Source organism: Domibacillus iocasae (assembly GCF_001750285.1).
Lineage (GTDB): Bacteria > Bacillota > Bacilli > Bacillales > Domibacillaceae > Domibacillus > Domibacillus iocasae.
The window spans coordinates 35810-61323 of the sequence record NZ_MAMP01000001.1; the positions used below are offsets into that span (position 1 = coordinate 35810).

Consider the following 25514-nt stretch of genomic DNA (forward strand, 5'->3'; position numbering starts at 1 on the left):
TTTTAATGATTTAGTAAATGATCAAGCTCTTTAGAATCGATCTTCTTTTCTTTGTCTATACTAAGATTAAAAATAGATGTATTGGAGGGAATCAATTTGTACAATGATCTCTGGCTTTTAAAGTTTATCTTCATTTTTTTTATCACCTTTTTTATTGTTGTTCCTTTGATTTCAATATGGATTACCCGAAAAAAGAAAACAAACCAATAAAAAAGCGTTCGCCTGTACTAAATAGATACTGGCGAACGTTTTTTTATTAAAAGAACATATTGGTAACCATTTTCCGATGTGTCTTCGTTCGTTTTCGTTTTGAAAGATGAACCGCATCTGTATAACGCGATCGCATTCGGACTTCAATGGCCATTTGTGTATGGCGAGTCAAAGTCGTTAGTGTTCCTCTAATTACGTTGTTCATTTCCGCCAGGGTTGTTGATGATGCCTCCCAGCACTGCGATCGTTAACAAGATGTCTACGTAAGCATCGTACCTTTCCGGTGGGATCATTACCCCAAAATCCTGCAGCACCATACCAACAAGCGCGGCCACTGCGATCCACAGTCCGTAGCTTTTCCACCGTTGTTTCATGCCTCGGCCCTCCTTCGCACTTTCGGATTCCGGCTGAACATGCCCCCTTCCGCTGCTGCGTCTGAACTGGACATGCCGGTCATTACAAGATATTCGCCCGGTGTTGAGGCTACGACTGTTTGCGTCTGTTTTTTTCATTCACCCGGCTCTTCACTTCTGCGTACTAGTTTGCTGCGTTTTTTCAGCGTTTTAATACCTCCAGTGAGTAAAGTTGGTCTAGTGGTACATATATTGGTTAGCCAATGGCAGCCCCGTCTCATTTCTCACTGACAGCTTTTATGCACAAAAGAAGCGATGTTAATCAGCTCCTCCTTCATTCGTCCCTTATATAAATACCGATATCTACTCTTTTTTTTACGTCATTCGGCAATCCTGAACTCTCAATACATTTAAAGAATGTTTCCCGTAGTATTGAATCAGCTGCCGGTAAACCATCTGCTATAGCATCCGGACACTCAACTCCACTTTGACAAGCTGCCACAGCTTTAGCTAAAGGAGCCACAGCGGCCAATCCAGCGAGAGACGCGCACTCGTAAATTAATGCTTGATTTTCAGGCGTTACACTCGGATAATCAAAACCCGCATAAATTCCCACTCTATGATCAACCCAATTCACTCCCCACGGAATCCTTAGACCCCAAACTCTCAAGTATTTTGTTTCAGGAAGGCTATAAACGATTCGTCTAATCATGATTTCAGCTCCTGGCAACGCCAATACCTCCTACTATTATGGATATTCTATAATTTATTCCTAAAGCCTATAACACGCTTGAGCGATCAACTTACATAACGAATATTATATAAATCAGCTTTTTTAAACGTAGGCAGCGGTTTTCCTCCGTGGCTTTTTTATGTTCAGTTTATTTTTCCACCAAAATGGTTAACAAATAAAACATGTAACCACTGGACAGCTCATTCAAGCTACTGAACGATAACTGTCGAGTTTACATGTAGCGCTGGATATGATCGCGTTGATTTACGAATAATTGGACTGCGAGATCCAAGAAGTAGTGGAGTTTAAGAAAGTCGAACAATAAACGAATATAAAAAAGCCCGCCGATAATTACCGGACGGGCTTTTTTGTTTCTCTATTATTTAATATTTAGTATTTTGTTCATTAGACTATAAAATCTAATAATATAGTCTCTTACGATAATGCGCGCCATAAGCATCACCTATTTCAGATGTCATCTTGCATGGTCACGCGCATGTTTTTCGTCAAATACATGATCATTTAGATACCTGTGGAAGAAAAATTCACCGGCTGCAATAAAAAGTGCGGAAACTAAAGCAGCCTGCAGAGCATCTCCGTCGTTGATAAACAGCGATCTTCCCATAAGCCAAATTACGAAAAAAGCCAACACAGCATCAGCAAAGGTCGCAATGGTGTTTCTCTGGGCATAATCTATATAACGATCATCCTCATTACCAGCTCTACGGAAAACAAGCAAATCGCCGAAAACGTAAGCCACAATCGTAAGAACAGCACTAATGAGAAGTGTATCACTAAATTCTCCGTCATAGATTCCAGTGAGTATAATACCGAGTACAACTGTAATCATTACAAACTTAATAATAATTGCTTTTACATGATCCAAAGTAAATTCCTCCTTTTTCTTTAATGGTCAATTAATACCCTAATTAGAATTAATAAACACCTATTTAATATTTAAATGAGCAAGTAGAAGAAATACGTCTATACATATAAAAAAAGACACCATCCCATCGCAGGAAGCGTTTTTCTTTTATTTCCGCAAGAACTGCATTGTCATAAATTTTCCGTAGTGATCGATTGTTCCTTCTTTTAAACTTTCTTATGTATAATCGCGCTTAATGCGTAGATCAATAATCTCCTCGATAGTTTCCATGCTCAACATGCCGCGTTGCTGCAGCAAGCCGTTTTCCAGTGCATACCCACGCACAATAAAATCGAAGTTATCACGTTTCATGAATCGGTTCACAAACAGTGAATCGGCGTATTTATCCGCTGGGAACTCCGTGATGCTACCGTCACTATCCATGCGATAATAGATCGGCTCGCCGCTGTCTAATATAGCGGTTAAGCGAATGTATAAACTCTCGTATCGTTTCTTCGGAATCATATCGTACCTCCGTCTTTCTCTCTATTAATACGAAATATAGCGTATCACACAGCCATGGCAATCAGACCCCCTTAGTTTGAAATTGGATTCCTTCGCCTATCTTCGAAGTAATAAAGTAGTGGAACGCTGGTTCGAATGCCATCGATTGAATATCCGTTGAATCATTCGCTCGCTTTTCTACTTTCGTGCGTCTGCGTTTGATCGATCGTTCATCTGACATAACAAAAAAAGCCTCCTAACGTATCAGTAAATACGTCAAGAAGCGTTTAAATAATAACTCGATATAGTCGCTTCACAGCGGAAGCCTGGCGCTTGCAAATACGCAAGCCCCCGCCGTTTAACTTACCCGACGGCTAAAGTTAACAATTTTCCGGTGTGCCTTCGTTCGTTTTCGTTCTGAACGAGGAGCCGCATCCGCAAGACGCGATGGCATTCGGATTATCAATCGTAAACCCTCCGCCCATGAGCGATTGTTTGTAGTCAACGATTGTTCCGTTTAAAATTCCCGCGTCATTTTTCGCTACGACAATGGGAATGCCGTGCTGATTCAGTTCAATATCGCCCTCTTCTGCTGCCGGGGTAAAGCCCATTCCATATGACAATCCACTGCATCCCCCACCATGGACAGCTACGCGCAATAATGACTTTTCTTCTTCGTTTTGTTTCATCATATCTTTTATTTGAAAAGCCGCAGCTTCCGTAATGGTCACAACTTGTTGTTCAGACAAATGAAATCTCTCCTTTCATTTTCTTTTAGTATAAGGGTAACAACCAAAATCCTCAACTGAACCGCTCACTAATTTTTTTTCGTAAATAATCCTTTTTACCCCTGCATCCTGTATAATAAAATAAGTAAAAAGACCTTTAAATTAAGAAAAGGAGGCTTTATCAATGTCGAATGTCCCTCCACTCTACAATAAAGAAATGAAATGCCCTCATTGCCAAAAATCCTTTACTACGACAAAAGTCCGAAAGAGCACTATTAAAGTAGCAGGGCAGGATACGGATTTAAAGCCGCTTTATGAAGCCGGCCAAATTAATCCGCTTTTTTATAATGTTCATGTGTGCTTTCACTGTGGATATTCATTTACAGAAGATTTCACGCCTTATTTCGCTCCTGGAACAGCCGAAGTATTAAAAGCATCTGTTTCTGATCATTGGGTTGAACAGGACTTCAGTGGGGAACGGTCTCCATCAAAAGCGATTAAAAGCTACAAGCTCGCTCTTTATTCAGGAGTGCTAAAAAAAGAAAAGCATTTAACACTTGCCGGTCTTGCGCTTCGTACATCGTGGATTTACCGGGATATAGGACGCAAAAAAGAGGAAAAACGTTTTTTATCAATTGCAGCCCGTGAATACGAGGAAGCGTTCTCCACAGAAGATGTGGCGGCGAAAATGTCTGAAATTAAAGTCTTGTACTTGCTTGGTGAGCTAAACCGGAAATTAGATCGCAGGGAACAAGCCGCTTCCTATTTTTCAAAAGTTATTGAACGCCAGCGCAATTCAAATGAAAAACAAATTATCGAAATGGCCCGCGACCGCTGGCATGAACTGCGCGAACAAATGAAAACGCAGGAAGAATCAGCATAAGAAAAACCGGGTGTCTCGTATGACACCCGGTTTTTAGACGTTCAAAACAGCCACGTCTCGTCAATAAATGCATATATATTAGAAACAAGCTCATCTGGCGTTGTCCCGCCGACAACTTCTCCATTTACAAGAGCAAACGGAGAATCTGAACAGCGTGTGCAGTAGCTCAGACAGCCGTATTCAATGACATCAAGATTAGAATCCCGTTCAAGCTTTTCAAATGCTTCTTGTGATCCGCTTGCTAAATTGCTGACGCAAAATTCAATAATTGGCTTCATTTTTATTCTTCACCTCACCCGTTTATTGTACTACCAATCCAGCACAGAAAAAAGCGGGAAGTTTTCTTGATGTGAGTTGTATAATATGGCCATTTTCGCTATACTCGGATATGAATAAACGGATACATAATACATACGAATCTGAAACAGAGGGGTCATACATATGAGACATTTAGTTTTGCTTGGAGGCGGCTATGGTAACATGCGTGTACTTTTGCGATTGCTGCCGAATCATCTGCCTGACGACGTGACGATTACACTCGTTGATAAGGTGCCTTATCATTGTTTAAAAACAGAATACTATGCATTGGCGGCTGGAACCGCTTCCGATCATGAAGTCCGCGTATCATTTCCTGAACATGAGAAATTAAACATTATCTATGATGAAATCACGTCTATAAATGCGGATCAAAAAGAAGTGTCTTTGAAAACAAACGGTACACTCAGCTATGATGATCTTGTTATTGGTCTCGGCTGTGAAGATAAATATCATGGTGTTCCGGGTGCGGCGGAACATACATACAGCATTCAGTCCATTCAAAAATCCCGTGCCACTTATGAAAAGCTCAACAATATGGCGGCCGGTTCAAAAGTCGGTATTATCGGTGCCGGTCTTTCCGGTATCGAACTGGCAAGCGAGCTTCGTGAAAGCCGCCCTGACCTTGATATTAAATTATTTGACCGCGGACCGCGTATTTTAAAAGACTTCCCTCAGCGTTTAAGCCGATATATCGAAAAATGGTTTACCGATCACGGAGTAGAAGTAGTCAGTGATGCCAACATTACACGTGTTGAGCCGGACCGGATCTATAATCACGAAGATGTGTATGAGATGGACGCGGTTGTATGGACAGCAGGGATTCAGCCAAGCCTCGTTGTTCGTGAAATGAATGTGGAAAAAGACCGTTCTGACCGGGTTATTCTAACACCTCATCACAACGTACCGGGCAATGAACATGTATATGTTGTCGGTGACTGTGCCAGCCTTCCATACGCGCCAAGTGCCCAGCTTGCGGAAGAGCAGGCAGAACAAATCGTCGACGTTCTTCAAAAACGCTGGAAAAACGAGCCGCTGCCAGAAACAATGCCGGAAATGAAGCTAAAAGGTGTGCTCGGCTCACTCGGCAAAAAGCAAGGCTTCGGTTTTGTTGCCGACCGTGCCATTACCGGCCGCGTTGCCCGCTTCTTGAAATCTGGTGTATTGTGGATGTACAAATATCATAATGGATGACTCGAAATCTTATTGATTCTTATCTCTAAAAAGGCTCTATATCAAGGTTTCTAAAAAACGACTCATTAAAACAAATAAAAAAACGCCCAAATTACGGCGGGGAAATGGCGGGGAATTCCCCGCCTTCTTTATCTTTTCATGTGATAAAAACGGTTGTATTCCTGGCAAGACGTTACCATAAAAAGATACGTTGATTCAAAAAATCCCTGATTCCTTTAATAACAAGTTTCAGTGATTTTTTTATCTTTTTTGATGACGAATAGAGTGCTTTAATAATCCCCCAGCTCCCCCAGAACTCCCCCAATGATATTTTTCTTCTATAATATATTGCTTATTAAAAATAAGGCTCTGTTAAAGCTGGCTGTTGATATTTAACGTTTTCCAAAATATTGATTAACAGTATAGCAAATGAACACTTGCTCATTGAATAATATCATTAAAAAAGTAAAAAGCTTAGTCAACATGTTAAATTTGTTATAAATTTCTTAGTGCTAGTATGACAAGTAAAATTGAAACACCTATACTAACTATAGATTTAATTTAAACGGACAGTTTTTGAGCGGAAATATAACAAATAGAATTTTGTGAATTTATGCGGACGTCTCCAAAGCCATTATTCACCAATAATTGCTCAATTTCAACAGGATCAACAGATTTAAAATCGCTGGTTCTTTTCATTTTCTTCAGTTGTTCTCTCAGCGTAAAAGTAATAAAAATGGTACCATTTGGAGAGAGAACCCTATTAATTTCGTTAATTCCTTTCTGAACATCTGGCCAAAAATAAATCGTGTGAACGGTAAAAACTTTGGAAAAGGATGAGTCTTGATAAGGGATTTTCCCCACACTTCCTTTCCTTATATCAACGATATTATTACGGACAAGAGAACGATTCATTTTTTTTGCTTCCCTTACCATAGGGGTGGAAATATCAATTCCACATATTTTTTTCGGTTTATTATTTTTTGCAATATGATTAATCATTGTTCCATTTCCAATTCCAATTTCAAGAAGATAATCATTCTCTTGTATGTTCATCTGTTTGATTGTCCCTAGATTTTCTTTATGATTGCCTATTGCCATATAAGCACCTATCAAGGTAGAAAAAATTCCTCTTGGCTTACTTAATTGTTTTCCTAGCCACCTATCCAATATCGTCATAAAACAAAATCTCCTACCTATTGAATTTTTTTAAAACTGAAAATTTAGTCTTTAAAAAATAGGCCTCCTCTATAACTGATAAAAAAAGATAGATTTTTATTGGAGACACAATACACTATATGTTCATTCTTTGTTTCTTTATACGTCTTATGCCTTCGTAAATATTAAATATCGCCACGACAATAAACAGCCAAAAAAAGGTATCACCATAGCTTCTATAAGCGGCAATCGTCCAAATTAAAGCTATTATGAAAAATAAGATACTTATCTTTGGAGTAGATTTCTTATTCAAGCAGCATTCCCCCCTTAAAAACAATATATCAAACTTATGTAAAAAAATGTTGATATTTCATTAAAAGAAAAATAACCCGTTTTCTGGTCCTTTTTGTGGGCGTCTTGTTCAACAAAAGCACCCGTGAGCCATTCATACAGCGCACACTTCACCACAGATTATGTAAGGAGACTTGTCCTTACATGGGAGTTGAACAAGAAATGCTAAAATGAACCTAATAGAAACTTTTTTTACATTCGGGGAGTTTAAGGTATGAGCATTGTCAGAATAAAATACAACTAAGGTGGTAAATTTTTAATGAAACGAAAGATAGTTAACTATTTTATTTTCTTCTTGTTCTTGTTTATTTGCAATTTAACAGCTAATCATTTTCTAAAAGATAATTTAAACGTACTGACTGCTTTTTCTACTGCTTTTGGTGTATCAATTGGAATGTTTTTTGTTGAGCGATGGTTAGCAAAAAAGTGAGCTAAACAGAAACAGTTACTTTAAAGGAATAGAAAGTCCTTGAAAATGGGCTTTCCCTTATTTTTTATTAAGAAATCAATATTAAAATATAGGAAACCCTAAAATGTTAAGGTTTCCCTTTGTTTTTATTTAGTTTTCAAACGGTGCGTTCGTTTCTACACCACTTTCAACAATAACTATGCTCTCTATATCTTTGGATATTTCTTTATCAATTCGGATTACAAATAGGATGTACAAATATCATAATGGGTGAATATAAAAAACCGGCCTGCCGCCAGCCGGTTTTTTTTGTCTATTTATGCAAGTTTGCTTTCCTTTATCGAGATTTCTGTCCATCAACAGGTTAGTATATTTATTTAGTAGAATTCATTTCGACTCGCCACAATATTTGACCATTCAAAATAGTTTATAATCCGAGCGAAATGTATTTCACTTCTAAAAATTCATCCATACCGTGATGACCGCCTTCACGGCCAAGCCCGCTTTCTTTAAAGCCGCCGAATGGTGCCTGCGCAACAGACGGAAGCCCATCATTTAATCCCACAATTCCGTATTCAAGTTCCTCGCTTATTTTGATCGCTTCTGAAATATTGTCTGAGTACACGTAAGCAGCCAGGCCAAATGGTGTGTTATTTGCCCGCTCAATCACTTCATCCACTGTTTTGTACGTGGCAATCGGCGCCAGCGGACCAAAGGTTTCGTCTACCATGCAATCCATATCATCCGTTACGTTCGTCAGCACAACAGGCGTGATAAAATTCCCATCCGTTTCGCCGCCCATTTCGAGAACAGCGCCCTTTTCTTTTGCATCTTTCAGCTGGCTTTGCACTTTTTCAACCGCATCCGCGTCAATAAGCGGACCGATGTTCACGCCTTCTTCCATTCCATTTCCGACACGCAGCTTTCTCACTTCCGCTTTAAAGGCTTCCGTAAATTCTTTTTCGATCGATTCGTGCACATACACACGATTCGCGCAGACACATGTCTGGCCGGCATTGCGGAATTTTGAACCAATTAATCCTTTGGCCGCTTTTTCAATGTCAGCGTTCGCTGTGACGATAAACGGCGCATGGCCTCCCAATTCAAGCGATACTTTTTTCATTGTGTCCGCCGCCTGCTTCATGAGCACCTTCCCGATTTCTGTTGAGCCTGTAAAAGTTACTTTTCGAACGCGGCTGTCTTCCATCCAGGCACCGGCAACAGATTTTGAATCTCCCGTGACAACGTTCAGCACACCTTTTGGAATTCCTGCTTCATGAGCAAGTTCAACCAGCTTCAGAGCGGTAAGCGGTGTAGAAGAAGCGGGTTTCACTACGGCTGTACAGCCGGATGCAAGCGCCGGACCGACTTTGCGTGTAATCATCGCAGCCGGAAAATTCCACGGTGTAATCGCCGCGACAACACCTACCGGCTGACGCGAAACAAATAAACGCTTGTTCGGATCAGATGCCGGAATGGTCTCGCCGTAAATGCGTTTTCCTTCTTCCGCATACCAGGAAATAAAGCTGTTTGCGTAAGCGACTTCACCAATCGCTTCTTGAAGCGGCTTGCCTTGCTCTTCCGTCATAATCCGGCCGATCTCTTCTTTGTTTTCATCTATCAGTCGGTGCCAGTTCATTAAAAGTTCCGAGCGCTCGCCGGCCGTTTTTTTCGACCACGATGTAAAGGCTTCATATGCTGCATCCACAGCTTTTTTTGCTTCATAGGCTCCGCCTTTAGGAACCGTTGCGAACGTTTCGCCTGTAGCCGGATTCACGACTTCTATTTTTTTATCTCCTGACACCCATTGACCATTTATGTACATGCTCCAGTCTTTCAAAAAGATCCTCTCCTTTTATCGTTCTTTTACTATTGTATTGCCTGTCTATTCATATTTAAACTTAAATGCTTTTCATTTTCGATTGTCATGATGAGAATAAAAATATCTATTTCTCCTTTTCCGGCAGGAGAAATTGCATTTTCAATTTAAAATCATTATAATATATGTATCGAATCGAAAGGAGCCGATGATTCATGCAAACACAAGAACAAGAAATGTACGGTGAAGTACAAGAAGTACTTGATAAATTACGTCCATTCCTGCTTCGCGACGGCGGCGACTGCGAACTCGTTGATATTGAAGACGGGATTGTAAAACTTCGCCTGCTTGGCGCGTGCGGCAGCTGCCCTAGTTCAACAATTACACTAAAAGCAGGAATTGAGCGCGCATTGCTCGAAGAAGTTCCTGGCATTGTCGAAGTTGAACAAGTATTTTGATCATGAGAGCTGACCCCAAAATGGGATCAGCTCTTTTTTAAAACTGCAAAACATCTTTGTTCACAAGCGTTTTCGGCGGGCGGTCGTCAAACACCGCTTCAATATTATCACAGCATGTCATCATCATGGCCATACGGGTTTCTTTGGATGCACTGCCAATATGCGGGAGCGCAACGACATTTTTCATTGATAAAAATGGGTGATCAGCGGAAATCGGCTCTTTATCAAATACATCGAGACCAGCAGCGGCGATGTCACCAGCTTCAAGTGCGTCAATCAGTGCCTGCTCGTTAATGATCGGCCCACGGCTTGCGTTAATAAACATCGCTTCTTTTTTCATTTTTTGAAAATGCTCCCGCTGAAATAAGCCTCGTGTACCGTCATTTAACGGGGCAAGGCAGACGACAAAATCCGCTTCTTGAAGAAGTTCATCAAAACTGCGGTATTGAGCCCCAAGCATTTCTTCTGCGACTTCGTGACGTTTCCGGTTATGATAAAGAATTTCCATATCAAAACCGGCCGCTCGTTTTGCGACAGCGGTTCCGATCTTACCCATTCCAACAATACCGATTTTTTTATGATGAACATCTGTTCCCACAAGCATCATCGGTGCCCAGCTTGTCCATTTTCCTTCTTTGACAAATTCTGATGCTTCTGTCATACGGCGCGCTGTGGCCAATAGGAGCGCAAATGTTAAATCAGCTGTTGTATCGGTCAGTACATCAGGTGTATTGCAAATTGCCACGCCATGACGACTGGCGGATTCAAGGTCAATATTGTCAAAACCAACAGCCATATTCGCCACTACCTTTAACTGGCTGGCATGTGAAAGTAATTCGTCATTCACAGCATCTGAAATAACTGTTAACAGCGCGTCAGCCGACGCAGCTTTTTGAAGCAATATATCCCGCGGAACCGCTTTATCTTCTTCTGTCCACGTCTCAACGTGATAGGATGCAGACAGTCTTGACACAATGTCATCTGGTACTTTTCTGGTTACATACACAAATGGCTTCACGCAGCGCACCCCATTTCAGATTATTCCGTCTTATTGTATCATTTCCAACCTGATTATGTCACAATGAAAACGGGTATGAGAACATGAGGAATACATATAATGATAAAAAAAGGTGTGTTAAGGATGACTATTGAAGAAAAGCGCGTCATGAGCATGTCCGAAAAAACAGCCCGCCGCTGGATCGCTGAGCGCGGCGTGAAATTGGAAGATATCGCAGAACTTGTTGTGTATTTGCAAAAACCATATCATCCTGAGTTAAAACTTGAAGAAGCAATGGAACATGTGGAAGCCGTTCTGCGTAAACGTGAAGTGCAAAATGCGGTCTTGACCGGTATTCAGCTTGATATGCTTGCCGAAAAAAAGCAGCTTGACGATCCACTTCAATCCATTATTGAGACGGATGAAGGGCTTTATGGCCTTGATGAAACAATTGCAACAGCGATTATAAACGTATACGGAACGATTGGGCTGACAAGCTACGGATACATTGATAAACAAAAACCCGGCATCCTTCAGTTTTTAAATGATAAATCCACCGGCCAGGTGCACACATTTTTAGATGATATCGTTGGCGCCATTGCGGCTGCGGCTGCAAGCCGTCTTGCCCATCGCGCTGCTCATACCGAATAAAAGAAAGAGGCTGCCTTCAACAGGCTGCCTCTTTTATCGTTTTTCCAGCGGCTGAATCGCCGGTCCTTCCAGTACTTCCCCGTCATAAGAAAACCTTGAGCCATGACAAGGGCAGTCCCATGACCGCTCCGCATCATTCCACGTTGTTTCACAGCCCATATGTGTACAGGTTGTATCGACGAGATGGCAGTGGCCCTGCTCATCTTTGTATGCCCCTGTTTTCTTTCCATCAACCATCACAACGCCGCCTTCACCAGGAAGCAGGGCATCGATGTTTATCGTTGTACTTTTTAATTTCCCGCCAATTAATTCTTTGGCGACTTTCGCATTTTCCGTGACAAATGTTTTCATATCCGCCGGCTTTATTTTCATTCGCTTCGGATCGTATAATTCAGCATATCGGTTGTCCCTTTTCATAATCAAATCCGTGATTATGTTCGCCGCAACCGTTCCGTTAGTCATGCCCCATTTTGCGTAACCGGTTGCCACATATATATTTTCATGTGCCCGCCCAATGTATGGAACGCGGTCAAGCGTAATTAAATCCTGCGCAGACCACCGGTAAAGCACTTCTTTTGCTCCAAAGTGGCGGTCCGCAAAATCAGCCAGTTCTTCGTAATGGCGCATCATTTCTCGATCGCTTCGTCCAGCTGGGTGATTTTCCCCTCCGATAATCAGCAGCTTTTCACCGTTTTCCATTGTTGCATACCTGATGGACCTGGATGGCTTATCTTCACTAATATACATGCCTTCATTAATATCACTTTCACTTTTTACACCGATTGCATACGACCGTTCCGGATGCAGCTTAGCGAAATAGGCTCCATCAAAATCATTAAATGGAAAATGCGATGCCACCACAATATGATCAGCAATAACCTTATACCCGTTTGTTGTTTTCACGGCCCTTCCATCAATTGCTTCTGCCCGTGTATCTTCAAAAATGTGAACGCGTTCCGCCATATCCTGCACAATCGCTTCTAAAAACTTTACTGGATGAAAATGTGCCTGATCACGCATGACCAGCGCTTCTTCTACGTTAAACGGTAAATTCTTCCGCGCCGTTTCTCCGGCTAAGCCGCCGTTAATGCCCAGTTTTTCATAGGCCTCCAGTTCTTTTTCCAGCATCGGTCTCATTTCATTTGTTGTGATGTACACATAAGCGTCCTGCGGTGTAAAATCGCATTCAATCTTCAACTCATTCACAGTTTTTTTCAAAAATGCAATAGCTTCCTCAGTTGCTTCGTAATAGAGAAGGGCTTTTTTTTCTCCAAACGTACTAATTAGCTCATCATAAATAAGTCCATGCTGTGCCGTTACTTTAGCAGTCGTGAACCCGGTCGTTCCATCGGTTAATTTCCTTGCTTCAATTAGCGCGACTTTCTTTCCTTCCTTCGACAGTTTCCAGGCCGTTAAAATACCGGTGATTCCACCGCCAACGACCACAACGTCTACCGTTAAATTTGTTTGCAGCGGTGTAAAGGAACGTGGGGCCCCGTGATCTTTCCAATAGGATATTGATTGATTCGGAATTTGCATAATGCCCTCCCTAAAAATAGTCATGTTCTTTGTATACCCGGCTTTGCCCGTTTTTAGCCAAGAAAAGCATAAGGCGCCTGGAGCTAGACATAAAAAAAAGAAACAGCATCGCTGCTGTTTCTTACAATTCCCACTCGTTTAAATTTTTCCGTGTATGAGTCGGCTGAACCTCGTATCTCTTTAAAAATTCCGGCTGGGTCACACCTGTATGAACAAGCAATGTGTCGATGCCGATGCCGATGCCGGCGCGGATGTCCGTATCATAATAATCGCCAACCATGATGGTTTCTTCTTTTGACGTGCCAAGTACAGCCATTGCCTGCTCCATAATAATCGGTTCCGGCTTGCCGATAAAGACAGGCTGTGTTTCCGTTGAAACAGAAACAACCGATGTCAGCGAACCGTTGCCTGGCATAAAGCCACGTTCCGTCGGGATGGCAATATCTCCGTTAGTGGAAATAAAGCGGGCGCCATTTCGGACAGAGAGACAGGCCCCGGCGAGTTTTTCGTATGTAATGCCGCGATCGATTCCGGTAACGACATAGTCAGGGTTTTCATGAGTGACGACTTCGAGACCCTGCTCGGCCAGCGCTTCTAAAATACCGTCTTCCCCAATCACATAAACGCTCGCGCCCGGTTTTTCGTCATGAATAAATTGAGCCGTTGCACGCGATGTGGTGAATACATTTTCCGGTGTTGTCCGGATACCCATTTTCACAAGTTTCTCTGCCACTTGCTCTGGAGTCCGAGACGAATTGTTCGTCACAAACAAATAAGGAATACCCGCAGCGTTTAAGCGGTCAATAAATTCCGGAGCGCCCGGGATTACTTGTGTGCCGGCATACATCGTGCCGTCTAAATCAATTAAATAGCCTTTATAACGTGTCATTACTTATTCTCCTTTTTCCGGTAAAAATGCAGAAACGGGACCGAGTTCGTTTTCTAAATATGAACGGACACGATTTGGAAAATCGGCCAGTTCTTTTTTATTGGCGATGAGCACCGCCGTCAGTTCATCATGTGAAATAGAGGCATAGTCACGGACAAGTGTTTTCCGAAGGCCGACGACATCTTTCAATGGTGCCGACTGTTCCGGCAAAATGACTTTTTCATCGTCCATAATATCAATGATGTCTTCATAACTGCCGGGATCGCGCATAATAAAGCCGTCAATCATCGAATTGCCCACATCAATCACAGATTCCACAACGGTTTGAGCAATCCGTTCGAGCGCTGCTTTTTCAATGGCAGTGCCCCAAACAGGCTGCGAGTCAAACAGGGCAAGCTGCTGCTCCATAAAACGGAGCGTTTCTTCCATCTTTTTTCGGTCAATAAAGTACACAGTCCATCCATCCTTTCCGCTCTTATTGTATCATGTGGTACAATGGTTGAAAATGGACAGTGGAGGACAGCACATGAGTGAACGTTTTTTTCTTTATGATGAAAAAGATACAACAACGACACGATTTGTCAGCTTTGCCGGCGAGCATGCGCGTTATGATCTCGCCTTAATGCAGACAGACCGCTACTACGGAAAACGGATCGTCATCAACCTGCAGGGCAATACATATGCAATTATCGGCCGTGACGACTTGGACGAGCCCGGTTATATCGAGTATGCATTTAAAATGAGCGAAGAAGAAGCGGTCGAATTGAAAGAATTTTTGTATGAAGTTATTTAAGAAAAGCGCAGTCAACCTGTTCAGCGCCGCATAAACTGGACCGCTCTGAGATAGCTAAATAAAGCGGTCTCGTACTACCGCGCTTTAAAGCGGCCACGTCCTTTGGCAGCCACCCGACTAGTCCTCCAGATCGTCTCAACGCCTTTGTACAGACCCGAGTGCAGGCGATTCGATGTTACCTGACTATCTCAAAGAGGAGAGCGAAGCACGTGAGGTGCCGGGTTGCTGGAGCTATATAAAGAAAAAACCGGCTTACTCAGCCGGTTTTTTTGGTGCCGCGGAAACAGGCAGCTTTTTCAAAATAAAATAGCCGCATCCAAAGTTGCAGTATTCAAGCAGGTAGTCCCGTACAGTGGAAAACTTATTGTCATACGATGATTTTTTATTCATATCATCAAAAAAACCTTTTAATCGAAGCTGGCCGTATCCCCAGTCGCCGACGATATAATCGTATTTGGACAAAATATCACTGTATCGAGTGCGGAAAGCTTCTTCATTAAAGCCTTCCGTCCGCTCTTCGATAATTTCGTAGCAGTCATTTTGAATAATAATCATTGGGCCGACTGCGCCTCGCCTTGTTCATGCTTCGCTTTGGCCGCTGCATTCACCTGCTCATCCGCATGATAGGAAGAGCGAACCATCGGGCCTGCTTCACAGTGGCTGAACCCTTTCGACATGGCAATTTCGCGAAGCTCCGCAAACTCATTTGGATGGTAATACTTCTGCACTTTCAAATGTTTTTTTGACGGCTGTAAATATTGGCCAATCGTCATAATATCAACATTGTTTGCCCGCAGATCATCCATTACTTCAATAATTTCTTCCTTCGTTTCACCAAGACCGACCATTAAGCTTGATTTCGTCGGGATGTTCGGCTGCATTTCTTTTGCCCGGCGTAAAAATTCAAGCGAACGGTCATACTTCGCCCGCGCGCGTACTCTAGGTGTCAAGCTGCGGACCGTTTCAATATTATGGTTTAAAATGTCCGGCTTCGCATCCATCAGCATTTGCAGATTTTCTTCAATACCGCCCATGTCGGATGGAAGTACTTCGATTGAAGTAAATGGATTTTTCCGGCGAATCGCCCGGACCGTTTCTGCAAATACATACGCACCGCCGTCTTTTAAATCGTCACGCGCGACCGCAGTGACGACAACGTGCTTTAAATTCATTTGTACAACCGAATCCGCTACGCGTTCCGGCTCCTGCAGGTCAAGCTCTGTCGGGAGTCCTGTTTTTACCGCACAGAAACGGCAGGCACGCGTGCAGACGCTCCCGAGAATCATAAACGTCGCTGTACGACGGACTGCCCAGCATTCATGAATATTTGGGCATTTTGCTTCTTCACAAACTGTATGTAGCTGTTTCTCGCGCATCATTTTCTTTAAACCTGTATAATTCTCATTTGTATTAAGCTTTATTTTCAACCATTCTGGTTTACGCAAATATTCTTCTTTCGTGCTCATTTTTCCATCTCCAATCAGCTTACGATATACCGCTACTTTATCATAACTATCATTTGGCGGCAAAAATAGAATTTTATTTAGCAATAAAAATGTTTATCAGCCAACATTTTTACTGCTTCTTTTTTCATTTACCTAATATGGGTATTCGAGGGATTAAACCCGCATATAACCCAACAAGTATTTCTTGTTTTATCAGTTCTCAACCATATTCGTTTATTCTTTTTTCTATTCGCGTCAACCTCTTATGAATTTTTGTATTTCAAAGCAAAATAAAAAAGCGCCAAAACCTACTAAATCATGGTTTGACGCTTTTTCAAGGGCTGTATTAATACCGCCCAAATTTGTCAGCTCTTCTTGAACTCACTTGTATTCTTATCTAAGGAAGTATCGATTCTGTTACTTGGTTAACTGATCATCTTTATTAGCTGTTCCCTAATCAAGAAGTCTGGCCCTTCTATTTTCTATTTGTTCTAACGGCTTAAAACGATAATCAATATTTTGATTATATGTTTATATGTATCGCGATTTCGTTTAGAATGGCATACTCATCCAAGTCCGCCTTCTTATGTGTTTAAATCATTGTGGTGCTGACCTGTTCATGGCCTAATGTCTGTATGATTACATTAAATGTTTTAATCCTTAATAATTTCCCGTTCATTTAAAGACTGGACTGGACGGTGGTTATCCGGGAAAATTTGCTGAAATTCTTGAATTTGTTCTTTCGACATTTCAATCGGCTGTTCAAAGACAATCCATTTTACTTCTTCCGTACAAGGAGGTGTTGTTAACGAGCCATTGTAGTAAAAAGAGGCTTGGTCTTTAGGGAGCAACGGCTGTAAGTCCAATTCTTCTACAGAAACCTCTTTCTCTGTTTCCTCCTTCGGCAACCTATCCCAAACAGATGCCAGGTTTTCGTTTTCTTTTCCTTCTTGAATCATCACTCCAAGAACGGCAAGCTCGCCATTTGCGTCTTGGTGTACAAGATGCAGTTCCATATCTAAATGGTGGCCATTAAATTGATGCTCGCTTGGTGTATGGAAATGAAATTGAGCCAGGTTATACTCTTTTCCTTCAAAGATCATACGGTTGCCTGAGCCTTCAGCGTTCGCCTGTACGGTATGGCCGTTATTAACGAGTGAAAAAGCGGCCGGCGTATAGTGAATTTCAATGTTTCCTGATTTTTCACTTGTTTTCACTTGACTAAATTCGATATTGACCGGTGATTGTTCACTCCCATTCATACAAGCAGCGTAAGAAGAATCCAGTTCTCCCCATTGTTCAGGACCTGTTTCTCCCTCTTTGTAGGACCAATGAGCGTCAGATGGTTTTGTTGCTTGACTTTCTTGATTTTTATCAGGCTGGTCATCTTCTGTTTGTGTTTCTTTCGCCTGATCTGAGCAAGCTCCTAGTATAAAACTGAGGGAAAGAGCTAAAAGTGGGTAAGCATAATTTGTTCTCATAATAAACAATTTTCCTTTCTTTTTTATATTTTGCCCATAAGAAACAATATCAAAAAATTTAAAAGATTCAAGCATCATTCGACAAAAAAATAGTTATTTTTACAAATACAGTTAAAAAATACTATATTTTTAGCCACAAATTGAACAAATGTATGATTTACTTCTGGGTTATTTAAGACTAGTTTCTGTTTTATAAAGAAAAGCCGGGCTGCCTATTGGCAAACCCGGCTTGCATTATTTATGCACGCTTTGCTTCTTTTGCTTTTTTAACGGCGAAGGCAATGCTTGCACCCATACCGCCCCAGATAATAAGAACGCCAACGACCATCATAACAACAGCACTAGTGCTCATTTATAGTTCCCCCTTATTGCCGCCGCTCCACGGCTTAATGAACATGAGTAAAACCCCGACTATTAATGCAAGCGCAGCGACAAGCCATCCATATGTCAATACGAATGATGCTGGATAGCCTCCATACGGTGCCGCAATGTTTTGACGGATGTTGTCAAACATCATGAAGAACAGAACAATAGGTGTCACAACGCTCAAGCAAATTTTCCACCAAGCGCCGAGATTAATATCAGAAACAGAATCGGCATGCTGCTTCAATGAATCTAGTTCTTTAAACACCCATGCGACAAGAATAACCTCGACAAGCCCAGCAAATACAATGCCAAATTGGTTGATGAAATTATCTGTCACATCAAGGAAATTCAAGCCGCCTTTTGTTGCAAATACGAGTGAAAGAATAGCTGATAAGCCTCCGCCAAACGCAACAGACTTCGTGCGGGAAATATTGAATTTTTCTTGCAGCCCTGCAACAAACGTTTCAGTAATTGAAATGAGTGATGTAAGTCCTGCAAGTGTTAACGAGATGAAAAACAAGAAACCGAAAAATCCATTAGCAACCGGGAATTCATTAATAATTTGCGGGAACACAGCAAATGCAAGAATCACACCGCTTGATACGACCTCATTAACAGGAACCCCTTGCTGCTGGGCCATAAAGCCGAGTGCAGCGAAAACCCCAAAACCGGCTAGTAATTCAAATGATGAATTTGAAAACGCGGTAATAAATGCATTGTTCGTAATATCAGCTTTTTTCGGCAGATAACTAGAATATGTTACCATAATGGCAAAACCGACAGACAAACTAAAGAATATTTGTCCGTAAGCCGCTATCCAAACTTTACCATCCGTAATTTTTGACCAGTCCGGCTGGAAGAAAGCATCAAGACCTTCAATAGCTCCTGGAAGTGTTAATGCTCGTACAACAACAATAAAAAACAAAACGACAAGAAGAGGAAGCATCACTTTGTTTGCTGCTTCAATTCCTTTTTTAACCCCTGAAAACATAATGCCAAGTGTCACAATCCAGACAACTAAAAGCGGTAAAAGTACACCATTTGCAAAACCGCCAAATTGCCCTGCTTCAACGACTTGCAGGTAATCTCCCAGCAAGAAGTCCTGCGGCTCATCTCCCCACGTCAGCTTGAATGAGAAAAATGCATAAGATGTTGCCCATGCCACGATGACAGCATAATACGTAGCAATAATGAACGCAATAGCGAGCTGCCACCAGCCAAGCCACTCTGCTTTTTTGTTCATCCGCGCCATTGTCAGCGGTGCTGAACCGCGATACTTATGTCCCATCGTGAATTCCATGATGAGAAGCGGGATTCCTGCTGTCAATAAAGCAAACAGGTAAGGCAGGAAAAAGGCACCCCCGCCATTTTCATACGCAACTGCCGGGAAACGCCAAATGTTTCCAAGTCCTACTGCTGATCCGACTGCTGCCATAATGAAGCCAGCGCGGGATCCCCACTGTGGACGATTTTGTTCCATATATATGGACCTCCTTAAAATGCACGAATGTGCCAAAGTTTTGTATTTTCAGATAATTTCTGAAGACCCTCTTTATTATAATCTTCTTTGAAATATTCGTAAATATCTTTTTTATTATTTTTTGAGAATAATATATACAGAGCTGTATAAAACAGCACAAGCCTGTCTGTTTAACCAGACAGGCTTGTTTTTTGACGTTTTAATAAAAGTGCCACTGCACCTAAAAGAATAATCGTTACGATCAGACCTGCCCATGTGCTGTCAGTGAAACCGAGAACAAGGAACCTGCCGTCGCACAAATCACAGAAATGAGCGCATATGGAATTTGAGTCATGACATGGTCCATATGATTGCTGCCAGCACCCGTTGATGAAAGAATCGTCGTGTCGGAAATCGGCGAGCAGTGATCTCCAAACACAGCACCAGCAAGAACAGAAGCAAGAGCGGAAAGGAGCAGCATAATGACGGACTTTCTTCATTGCTATTGTGCTATATTAAGGCTACCATCTTATCAAAAAAACACGAACATTTTCTACTCACTTTTTATTTTGCAGGCACTCCAATGGAATCCGGATTGTAATAGTTTGGCACACTGCCATGTACAAGCCCCATCGCTACTGGCAAGGTTTGCTTGACCACCTTCATATCAGATGCAAACGGCACAATGACTTGCACATTGACTTCGAGTTCGACGTACACTTCAACATAAGCGGAATTGATGCCGAACGCTTCCACTTTCGTTTTCACATTGGATGTCACGTCCCCGATTGCATGAAATCGAATTGGTATTCGCGGTCCGATGTTGCCAAGCAGCGCGTTGTTTGTGATCTGCCCAAGTGGAATCGTGTAAGCAATTCCATCTCCTTGCGCCGTCCGTTTCGCATCAATATCAACGCCTGTCATTTTTTCTAGTTCTTTCAAATCCCCTGCCTCTGCTCGATCTAAATTTTCCTCCGCAAGAATAGTTACTTCAGCGAGCACTTTATTGATCACTTGTGTGTTGAAGTTGGTTGAACCACCTTCTCTTTCATCTGTAATCATAATATCTTTTATATCAAGATTTTCTGTAATTTCTTTACTGATTGCTTCTTGGAGCACCATCGATGCAATTTTTTCTGTCTGTGCGTCTGCATAATTTAAAAGAACCGGTTGAAGATTTCGGTTAATTAGCCAAAAAATAAATATAAGGCCGATAATAAATAGAAGGAAAGCCATCATAAGACGATGACGTATAGATAGCTTCGACTTGCTATGCCAATTTCTCCGCCACCTCATAAAAAAACCCCCTTTCCGCATTGTATGCGAGAAGGGGCATCATAACTTCAACAATTTCCATTCTAATACGTCCCGTAAAAACTCCGGCATAAAATATGTTTTCACAGGTGCCCTGTGAAGCTCCACAAAATAATGACCGTATGTGAACATATCGAGTGTAGCGAGTTTATAGGTCTTTTTCATGTTAATCGGCTGGCCGTTAATCAAAAAATGCGTTCCTTTCATCTCAATCCGGTCATATATAAACCGTCCCATGATACTGCCACGAAAGCCAAGCCCTTTTATTTGGAGATGCGGCCATTTTTCGTCACATGTCTGGCGCAGCACTTCTGAAAGCTCAGCACCGGTTAATTCAATTAAGCAAGGATTAATAGGGTGAGGGAGCAGTTTATGAAGATCGTACTTCGTCACCTCTCCTGCCGGCAAATGTCCGAGCACAACACCGGCATTCAAAAAAGCACAATCCGCCTGGCACCATTCGGTCAGCGCTTCTGTCAGCATCTGAGGCAGCGGCGACGGCTCAAACCAGTCGTTTGAAAGCTCCCTTTCAAGCTGCACGACTGGAATTGACAGCACTTTTTTGCCCCGGCTCTCAAACATCGCTTTTTGCTCCTGCTCATCAGGAGGCGGCTTCAATGAGCGGTTCGTTTCAAATACACGCGCCCGCTTCGCCAAAATTTGACCGCTGTCTGCATCGAGATCAATTTCTACATGACCGGCAAAGTAGCCGTATTTTCCAGCGGCTGCCAGCAGCGTTCCATTGACCGTTTTCCCTTCATGAAAAACATGGTGGGTATGTCCGCCGAGGATTACATCCGCCTCTGTCTCTTCGGCAAGCTTTTCGTCATCATACATGCCGAGATGTGACAGCACGATGACAATGTCCGCCCGTTTTTTCAGCATGGAAATTTGCTTTTTCAGCTCGTCTATCGGGATGGTCACACACCAGTCCAGCAGCTCGTAAAACGCGTTATACTGAGCCGTTGCAGATGTGACAGCAATCGTTGTGCTGCCCGCTTGAAAAAAAGCATGCGGCACAATCCAGTCAGGGCGGGTTTCACCGTTTTTTTCAAACAAATTAGCGCAAATGACCGGGAATGAAGCATGGTCATACAGCCGGTTTAGCGCTTCTTTCGGCATGGTGATCCCTTCATTGTTCCCGATCGCGACTGCGTCAAAGCGGGATTCGTTCAGCAGTTCGATATTAAAAGAGCCGAGCGTTCCTTCTGTAAGAGGATGGGCCCGGTCCACGTGGTCCCCAATGTCAAAAGCAAATGAGTACTCTCCCGCTTCTTCATGGAGACTCCGGCGTTCTTTTAAAAAGTGTTCAATCCTCGGCCAATTTTCAAAATGGCTGTGCAAATCATTTGTATGATAAATATGTATCGTTTTTTTCATGTTCACTCCACCTTTAATAAATGCCCTGCCATATTAAGCGGACACCGACCAAAATCAAAACGAGACGGAGCAGCAGCACAACCGTTTTCGAAGCGATCCGTGCATTCAGCCACGCGCCGAACTTTGCCCCGAACCAGGCGCCCGGCACGAGTGCAGCTGCATAAATCCAGTTCACATTTCCAAGTGTTACGTGCGTTGCGCTTGACACACAGGCTGATAAAAAAATAAGCAGCATCGACGTTGCCACTGCGACATGGGGCGGGACAGCAAACAGCATAATCATGGCTGGCACCATCAACGAGCCGCCGCCAATACCGAATAGCCCCCCAAAAAAGCCGACAATGAATGAAGCAATCGTGCCCGTAATCGGTTCGATTGAATATGTATGCATGCCTTCATTGTCTGTAAACGTTCGGGTCATGCCACGTGATCCAAATAACGGCTTCGCCCGATTTTTCAGCATTAAGACAAACGACATAAACACCATAAATAACCCAAAATACAAGCTGAACTGATCGATATCCAGTCCTTTATTTGCCCAAGCGCCCAAAATGCTGCCGGGCGCGCTGCCGATAAACAAAATAAGGCCTAGTTTATAGTCAACCTTTTTTTGCTTCATATATGCAAGCGTCGATGACAAACCGGTCACAATTAAAATAATCGACGATGTACCGACCGCGATTTGCGGAGAAACAGGATCAAGCAGTGCGGTTCCGCCTAAAAAAAGCAATGCCGGTACGATAATAATACCTCCACCAAGGCCGACAAGTGCGCCGATTGCCGCCGCCAAAAGACCGATGCCAAGCAGCATAATCCATTCCATCGTGAACACAGCCTCCTAAAATAAATCAAGCTGGCGCGAAGCCAAATTGTCATAGTGAATGCCCGCCAAGTCCAAATATTGCTTCGCATTATCTGCTGCGTCGCCACCAGAATTGTTATTAAATAGTATATATACATCTTTTGACTGCTTATGAAGTTCATTTGTAAAATCAACCCACTGACGCAGCTCATGTTCATTGTATCGGTACAAGTAACGAACTTCACGCCAATTTTTCTGGCCATTTTTTCGCCAGCCCGCCCGGTTGCGCCCGTGCAAACGGATCAATGTTTTTTCCTTATTTGTCGCCTGAAGAACAATCGGAATGGATCCGTCCCCCGCCTGCGGTTCATCACATACAGTGTGAATCCAATTTTCCTGTTCTAAAAACGAAATCGTTTTATCAAAAAATTTCGCTTTATACCATGTTTGGTTGCGGAATTCGATTGCCAGCGGTACATCACCCATTTTTTCTTTGCAGTAGCGAATATATATAACATTTTCACGTGTACAGTCAAACCACGGCGGAAACTGAAATAAGACCATGGCGAGCTTTCCGGCTTCTATCATGGGGGTCAGCGACAAGTTAAATGCTTGAAACATCTCTTCTTTTGACTCAAATGGAATCTCGCCGCGTTCATGCCCCGTCATCCCTTGATACGCTTTAACAACAAAGCGAAATCCATCTGGCGTCTCATCTGTCCATTTGCGCATATTCCGCTCAGGCTGTACCGCATAAAAACTTGAGTCCACTTCCACAGTTGGAAAATGAGCCGCATATTCCGTTAATTTATCACGGGAAGCCACTCCCTGCGTATACAGCGTATCGTGGTCTCCCCACCCAGTTACACCTGTATAAATCATCCGAATCACCTCGTAATACGAGTGTAGCATATTTATTTAGACTGTGTGAATCTTTGACACCTCACCGTTATGTTTGTTTTGATGGATAGCCCGCTCATGGTAAAAAAGCCTGCAGGGCTAGTCCCTGCAGGCTTTGATATAATTCTTAACCGATACTGCCTTCCATCTCAAATTTAATGAGACGGTTCATTTCAACCGCATATTCCATCGGCAATTCTTTTGTAAATGGCTCGATAAAGCCCATAACGATCATTTCAGTTGCTTCTTCTTCTGAAATGCCACGGCTCATCAAGTAAAACAATTGCTCTTCGGATACTTTCGACACTTTCGCTTCGTGCTCAAGTGAAATGTTGTCGTTTAAGATTTCGTTGTATGGGATTGTATCGGATGTTGATTTGTTATCCATAATCAATGTATCGCACTCAATGTTTGAGCGGGCGCCGTCTGCGTTGCGTCCGAAATGGACAATACCGCGGTACGTAACTTTTCCGCCTTGTTTTGAGATTGATTTTGATACGATCGTAGATGACGTATTTGGCGCGAGGTGAATCATTTTCGCACCGGCATCCTGATGCTGTCCTTTGCCGGCAAGAGCGATTGACAATGTCATGCCGCGCGCGCCTTCGCCTTTTAAAATAACAGCTGGATATTTCATTGTTAATTTTGAACCGATGTTGCCATCGACCCATTCCATCGTTGCATTTGCTTCACAAACCGCACGTTTTGTTACAAGGTTGAATACGTTATTCGCCCAGTTTTGAATCGTTGTATAGCGGCAATATCCGCCTGCTTCAATCGCAATTTCAACGACTGCCGAGTGAAGAGAGTTCGTTGTATAAACGGGTGCTGTACAGCCTTCTACATAATGCACGCTTGCATCTTTATCAACGATGATCAATGTACGCTCAAACTGGCCCATGTTTTCCGAGTTAATACGGAAGTAAGCCTGCAGCGGAGTATCCACTTTTACGCCCGGAGGAACGTAAATGAATGAGCCGCCTGACCATACAGCCGAGTTTAAAGCGGCAAATTTATTGTCTGTTGGCGGAATAATTTTCGCCCAATACTTGCGGAAAATTTCTTCATTTTCTTTTAAAGCAGAATCAGTATCTTTAAAGACGATACCGAGATCTTCCAAGTCTGATTTCATGTTATGGTACACAACTTCAGACTCGTACTGCGCGGATACACCAGCCAAATACTTTTGCTCCGCTTCTGGAATACCAAGCTTGTCAAACGTCTGCTTGATTTCTTCCGGTACCTCATCCCACGATTTCTCAGAACGCTCAGATGGTTTTACGTAGTACGTAATCTCATCAAAGTTCAGAGACGACATGTCGCCTCCCCATTGAGGCATTGGCATTTTATAAAAATACTCCAATGATTTCAAACGGAAATCGAGCATCCACTGTGGTTCTTCTTTCATTTTTGAAATTTCTTTTACGATTTCAGGCGTTAATCCGCGTTCCGAACGAAAAATCGATACGTCACGGTCATGGAAGCCATATTTGTAATCGCCAATTTCAGGGGCTTTTTTTGCCATGTTGCATTCCTCCT

28 protein-coding genes and 1 pseudogene are annotated in these 25514 nt (G+C 42.6%); 5 read left to right on the forward strand and 24 right to left on the reverse strand.

Going from position 1 to position 25514, the window contains the following annotated elements; translation table 11 throughout:
• Positions 1-398: 398 nt before the first annotated feature.
• The 6 genes from BA724_RS00205 to BA724_RS00225 form a co-directional block, all read right to left on the reverse strand.
• Positions 399-584: a holin gene (locus BA724_RS00205; RefSeq protein ID WP_069936684.1), complete on the reverse strand. Its 186-nt coding sequence runs from the start codon at positions 582-584 to the stop codon at positions 399-401.
• A gap of 313 nt (positions 585-897) precedes the next feature.
• Entirely contained in the window at positions 898-1293 is a 396-nt protein-coding gene (locus tag BA724_RS00210) for a hypothetical protein (RefSeq protein WP_069936685.1), read from the reverse strand.
• 478 nt (positions 1294-1771) lie between these two features.
• Positions 1772-2182, reverse strand: coding sequence for a YndM family protein (locus BA724_RS00215; RefSeq protein WP_069936686.1), 411 nt, complete (start codon positions 2180-2182; stop codon positions 1772-1774).
• A gap of 216 nt (positions 2183-2398) precedes the next feature.
• Positions 2399-2686 carry a hypothetical protein gene (locus tag BA724_RS00220; RefSeq protein ID WP_069936687.1) on the reverse strand — a complete coding sequence of 96 codons (288 nt, stop codon included), beginning with the start codon at positions 2684-2686 and terminating at the stop codon, positions 2399-2401.
• 61 nt (positions 2687-2747) lie between these two features.
• Positions 2748-2906: a hypothetical protein gene (locus BA724_RS18385; RefSeq protein WP_169818466.1), complete on the reverse strand. Its 159-nt coding sequence runs from the start codon at positions 2904-2906 to the stop codon at positions 2748-2750.
• A gap of 139 nt (positions 2907-3045) precedes the next feature.
• Positions 3046-3414: a HesB/IscA family protein gene (locus tag BA724_RS00225; RefSeq protein WP_083255967.1), complete on the reverse strand. Its 369-nt coding sequence runs from the start codon at positions 3412-3414 to the stop codon at positions 3046-3048.
• A 163-nt stretch (positions 3415-3577) separates the two neighbouring features.
• Here BA724_RS00225 and BA724_RS00230 point away from each other — a divergent pair, with 163 nt between their 5' ends.
• Positions 3578-4276, forward strand: coding sequence for a DUF2225 domain-containing protein (locus BA724_RS00230; RefSeq protein WP_069936688.1), 699 nt, complete (start codon positions 3578-3580; stop codon positions 4274-4276).
• Positions 4277-4317: 41 nt separating this feature from the next.
• Here the strand turns inward: BA724_RS00230 and BA724_RS00235 are convergent, their stop codons facing one another.
• A complete protein-coding gene (locus tag BA724_RS00235) occupies positions 4318-4554 on the reverse strand; it encodes a YuzB family protein (RefSeq protein WP_069936689.1) in 237 nt (78 codons plus the stop codon).
• A gap of 163 nt (positions 4555-4717) precedes the next feature.
• Between BA724_RS00235 and BA724_RS00240 the strand changes: the two genes are divergently transcribed.
• Complete coding sequence (locus tag BA724_RS00240) at positions 4718-5785, forward strand: NAD(P)/FAD-dependent oxidoreductase (protein ID WP_069936690.1); 1068 nt, start codon at positions 4718-4720, stop codon at positions 5783-5785.
• A gap of 540 nt (positions 5786-6325) precedes the next feature.
• Here the strand turns inward: BA724_RS00240 and BA724_RS00245 are convergent.
• Both BA724_RS00245 and BA724_RS00250 read right to left on the reverse strand, forming a co-directional pair.
• Complete coding sequence (locus BA724_RS00245) at positions 6326-6943, reverse strand: class I SAM-dependent methyltransferase (RefSeq protein WP_083255968.1); 618 nt, start codon at positions 6941-6943, stop codon at positions 6326-6328.
• 1166 nt (positions 6944-8109) lie between these two features.
• A complete protein-coding gene (locus tag BA724_RS00250) occupies positions 8110-9507 on the reverse strand; it encodes an NAD-dependent succinate-semialdehyde dehydrogenase (protein WP_069936896.1) in 1398 nt (465 codons plus the stop codon).
• Between the two features lie 209 nt (positions 9508-9716).
• Between BA724_RS00250 and BA724_RS00255 the strand changes: the two genes are divergently transcribed.
• Complete coding sequence (locus tag BA724_RS00255; RefSeq protein ID WP_069936691.1) at positions 9717-9959, forward strand: NifU family protein; 243 nt, start codon at positions 9717-9719, stop codon at positions 9957-9959.
• A gap of 37 nt (positions 9960-9996) precedes the next feature.
• On the opposite strand, the gene BA724_RS00260 is transcribed toward BA724_RS00255, so the two are convergent.
• Positions 9997-10977, reverse strand: coding sequence for a 2-hydroxyacid dehydrogenase (locus tag BA724_RS00260; protein ID WP_069936692.1), 981 nt, complete (start codon positions 10975-10977; stop codon positions 9997-9999).
• Between the two features lie 123 nt (positions 10978-11100).
• On the opposite strand from BA724_RS00260, the gene BA724_RS00265 reads away from it, so the two are divergent.
• Positions 11101-11607: a phosphatidylglycerophosphatase A family protein gene (locus BA724_RS00265; protein WP_069936897.1), complete on the forward strand. Its 507-nt coding sequence runs from the start codon at positions 11101-11103 to the stop codon at positions 11605-11607.
• A gap of 33 nt (positions 11608-11640) precedes the next feature.
• Here BA724_RS00265 and BA724_RS00270 read toward each other — a convergent pair whose 3' ends face one another.
• The 3 genes from BA724_RS00270 to BA724_RS00280 form a co-directional block, all read right to left on the reverse strand.
• Positions 11641-13146 carry an FAD-dependent oxidoreductase gene (locus BA724_RS00270; protein ID WP_069936693.1) on the reverse strand — a complete coding sequence of 502 codons (1506 nt, stop codon included), beginning with the start codon at positions 13144-13146 and terminating at the stop codon, positions 11641-11643.
• Between the two features lie 121 nt (positions 13147-13267).
• Positions 13268-14035: a TIGR01457 family HAD-type hydrolase gene (locus tag BA724_RS00275; RefSeq protein ID WP_069936694.1), complete on the reverse strand. Its 768-nt coding sequence runs from the start codon at positions 14033-14035 to the stop codon at positions 13268-13270.
• Between the two features lie 3 nt (positions 14036-14038).
• Complete coding sequence (locus BA724_RS00280; RefSeq protein ID WP_069936695.1) at positions 14039-14488, reverse strand: DUF86 domain-containing protein; 450 nt, start codon at positions 14486-14488, stop codon at positions 14039-14041.
• Positions 14489-14561: 73 nt separating this feature from the next.
• Here BA724_RS00280 and BA724_RS00285 point away from each other — a divergent pair, with 73 nt between their 5' ends.
• Entirely contained in the window at positions 14562-14828 is a 267-nt protein-coding gene (locus BA724_RS00285) for a DUF3055 domain-containing protein (protein WP_069936696.1), read from the forward strand.
• A 252-nt stretch (positions 14829-15080) separates the two neighbouring features.
• Here the strand turns inward: BA724_RS00285 and BA724_RS00290 are convergent, their stop codons facing one another.
• From BA724_RS00290 to sufB, 11 genes and pseudogenes are all read right to left on the reverse strand, one after another.
• A complete protein-coding gene (locus tag BA724_RS00290; protein ID WP_069936697.1) occupies positions 15081-15383 on the reverse strand; it encodes a YutD family protein in 303 nt (100 codons plus the stop codon).
• Entirely contained in the window at positions 15380-16294 is a 915-nt protein-coding gene (gene lipA, locus BA724_RS00295; protein ID WP_069936698.1) for a lipoyl synthase, read from the reverse strand. The genes BA724_RS00290 and lipA overlap by 4 nt, the downstream gene beginning before the upstream one ends.
• Before the next feature lie 632 nt (positions 16295-16926).
• Positions 16927-17754 carry a carbonic anhydrase gene (locus BA724_RS00300; protein ID WP_083255988.1) on the reverse strand — a complete coding sequence of 276 codons (828 nt, stop codon included), beginning with the start codon at positions 17752-17754 and terminating at the stop codon, positions 16927-16929.
• Positions 17755-17992: 238 nt separating this feature from the next.
• Positions 17993-18106 carry a methionine/alanine import family NSS transporter small subunit gene (locus tag BA724_RS17710; protein WP_083255969.1) on the reverse strand — a complete coding sequence of 38 codons (114 nt, stop codon included), beginning with the start codon at positions 18104-18106 and terminating at the stop codon, positions 17993-17995.
• Positions 18107-19600: a sodium-dependent transporter gene (locus BA724_RS00305; protein ID WP_069936699.1), complete on the reverse strand. Its 1494-nt coding sequence runs from the start codon at positions 19598-19600 to the stop codon at positions 18107-18109.
• A 170-nt stretch (positions 19601-19770) separates the two neighbouring features.
• Positions 19771-20057: pseudogene (locus tag BA724_RS00310) on the reverse strand (Na+/H+ antiporter NhaC family protein); the annotation flags it as partial.
• An 86-nt stretch (positions 20058-20143) separates the two neighbouring features.
• On the reverse strand, positions 20144-20875 hold the full coding sequence (yunB, locus tag BA724_RS00315; RefSeq protein WP_069936701.1) for a sporulation protein YunB: 732 nt from the start codon (positions 20873-20875) through the stop codon (positions 20144-20146).
• A gap of 39 nt (positions 20876-20914) precedes the next feature.
• On the reverse strand, positions 20915-22273 hold the full coding sequence (locus tag BA724_RS00320; protein ID WP_069936702.1) for a bifunctional metallophosphatase/5'-nucleotidase: 1359 nt from the start codon (positions 22271-22273) through the stop codon (positions 20915-20917).
• Between the two features lie 13 nt (positions 22274-22286).
• Entirely contained in the window at positions 22287-23096 is an 810-nt protein-coding gene (locus BA724_RS00325) for a sulfite exporter TauE/SafE family protein (RefSeq protein WP_069936703.1), read from the reverse strand.
• A gap of 15 nt (positions 23097-23111) precedes the next feature.
• Complete coding sequence (locus BA724_RS00330) at positions 23112-23957, reverse strand: DUF72 domain-containing protein (protein ID WP_069936704.1); 846 nt, start codon at positions 23955-23957, stop codon at positions 23112-23114.
• A gap of 145 nt (positions 23958-24102) precedes the next feature.
• Positions 24103-25500, reverse strand: coding sequence for a Fe-S cluster assembly protein SufB (sufB, locus tag BA724_RS00335; protein WP_069936705.1), 1398 nt, complete (start codon positions 25498-25500; stop codon positions 24103-24105).
• Positions 25501-25514 lie beyond the last annotated feature (14 nt).

Coding starts and splice junctions, on each gene's coding strand:
- BA724_RS00285 (WP_069936696.1), top strand. CDS start 14,562: ATGAGTGAACGTTTTTTTCTTTATGATGAAAAAGATACAACAACGACA.
- BA724_RS00330 (WP_069936704.1), bottom strand. CDS start 23,957: ATGATTTATACAGGTGTAACTGGGTGGGGAGACCACGATACGCTGTAT.
- BA724_RS00270 (WP_069936693.1), bottom strand. CDS start 13,146: ATGCAAATTCCGAATCAATCAATATCCTATTGGAAAGATCACGGGGCC.
- BA724_RS00205 (WP_069936684.1), bottom strand. CDS start 584: ATGAAACAACGGTGGAAAAGCTACGGACTGTGGATCGCAGTGGCCGCG.
- sufB (WP_069936705.1), bottom strand. CDS start 25,500: ATGGCAAAAAAAGCCCCTGAAATTGGCGATTACAAATATGGCTTCCAT.
- BA724_RS00240 (WP_069936690.1), top strand. CDS start 4,718: ATGAGACATTTAGTTTTGCTTGGAGGCGGCTATGGTAACATGCGTGTA.
- BA724_RS00305 (WP_069936699.1), bottom strand. CDS start 19,600: ATGGAACAAAATCGTCCACAGTGGGGATCCCGCGCTGGCTTCATTATG.
- BA724_RS00300 (WP_083255988.1), bottom strand. CDS start 17,754: ATGAGAACAAATTATGCTTACCCACTTTTAGCTCTTTCCCTCAGTTTT.
- BA724_RS18385 (WP_169818466.1), bottom strand. CDS start 2,906: ATGTCAGATGAACGATCGATCAAACGCAGACGCACGAAAGTAGAAAAG.
- BA724_RS00230 (WP_069936688.1), top strand. CDS start 3,578: ATGTCGAATGTCCCTCCACTCTACAATAAAGAAATGAAATGCCCTCAT.
- BA724_RS00235 (WP_069936689.1), bottom strand. CDS start 4,554: ATGAAGCCAATTATTGAATTTTGCGTCAGCAATTTAGCAAGCGGATCA.
- BA724_RS17710 (WP_083255969.1), bottom strand. CDS start 18,106: ATGAGCACTAGTGCTGTTGTTATGATGGTCGTTGGCGTTCTTATTATC.
- BA724_RS00290 (WP_069936697.1), bottom strand. CDS start 15,383: ATGATTATTATTCAAAATGACTGCTACGAAATTATCGAAGAGCGGACG.
- BA724_RS00320 (WP_069936702.1), bottom strand. CDS start 22,273: ATGAAAAAAACGATACATATTTATCATACAAATGATTTGCACAGCCAT.
- lipA (WP_069936698.1), bottom strand. CDS start 16,294: ATGAGCACGAAAGAAGAATATTTGCGTAAACCAGAATGGTTGAAAATA.
- BA724_RS00255 (WP_069936691.1), top strand. CDS start 9,717: ATGCAAACACAAGAACAAGAAATGTACGGTGAAGTACAAGAAGTACTT.
- BA724_RS00220 (WP_069936687.1), bottom strand. CDS start 2,686: ATGATTCCGAAGAAACGATACGAGAGTTTATACATTCGCTTAACCGCT.
- yunB (WP_069936701.1), bottom strand. CDS start 20,875: ATGAGGTGGCGGAGAAATTGGCATAGCAAGTCGAAGCTATCTATACGT.
- BA724_RS00250 (WP_069936896.1), bottom strand. CDS start 9,507: ATGTACATAAATGGTCAATGGGTGTCAGGAGATAAAAAAATAGAAGTC.
- BA724_RS00265 (WP_069936897.1), top strand. CDS start 11,101: ATGACTATTGAAGAAAAGCGCGTCATGAGCATGTCCGAAAAAACAGCC.
- BA724_RS00275 (WP_069936694.1), bottom strand. CDS start 14,035: ATGACACGTTATAAAGGCTATTTAATTGATTTAGACGGCACGATGTAT.
- BA724_RS00325 (WP_069936703.1), bottom strand. CDS start 23,096: ATGGAATGGATTATGCTGCTTGGCATCGGTCTTTTGGCGGCGGCAATC.
- BA724_RS00245 (WP_083255968.1), bottom strand. CDS start 6,943: ATGACGATATTGGATAGGTGGCTAGGAAAACAATTAAGTAAGCCAAGA.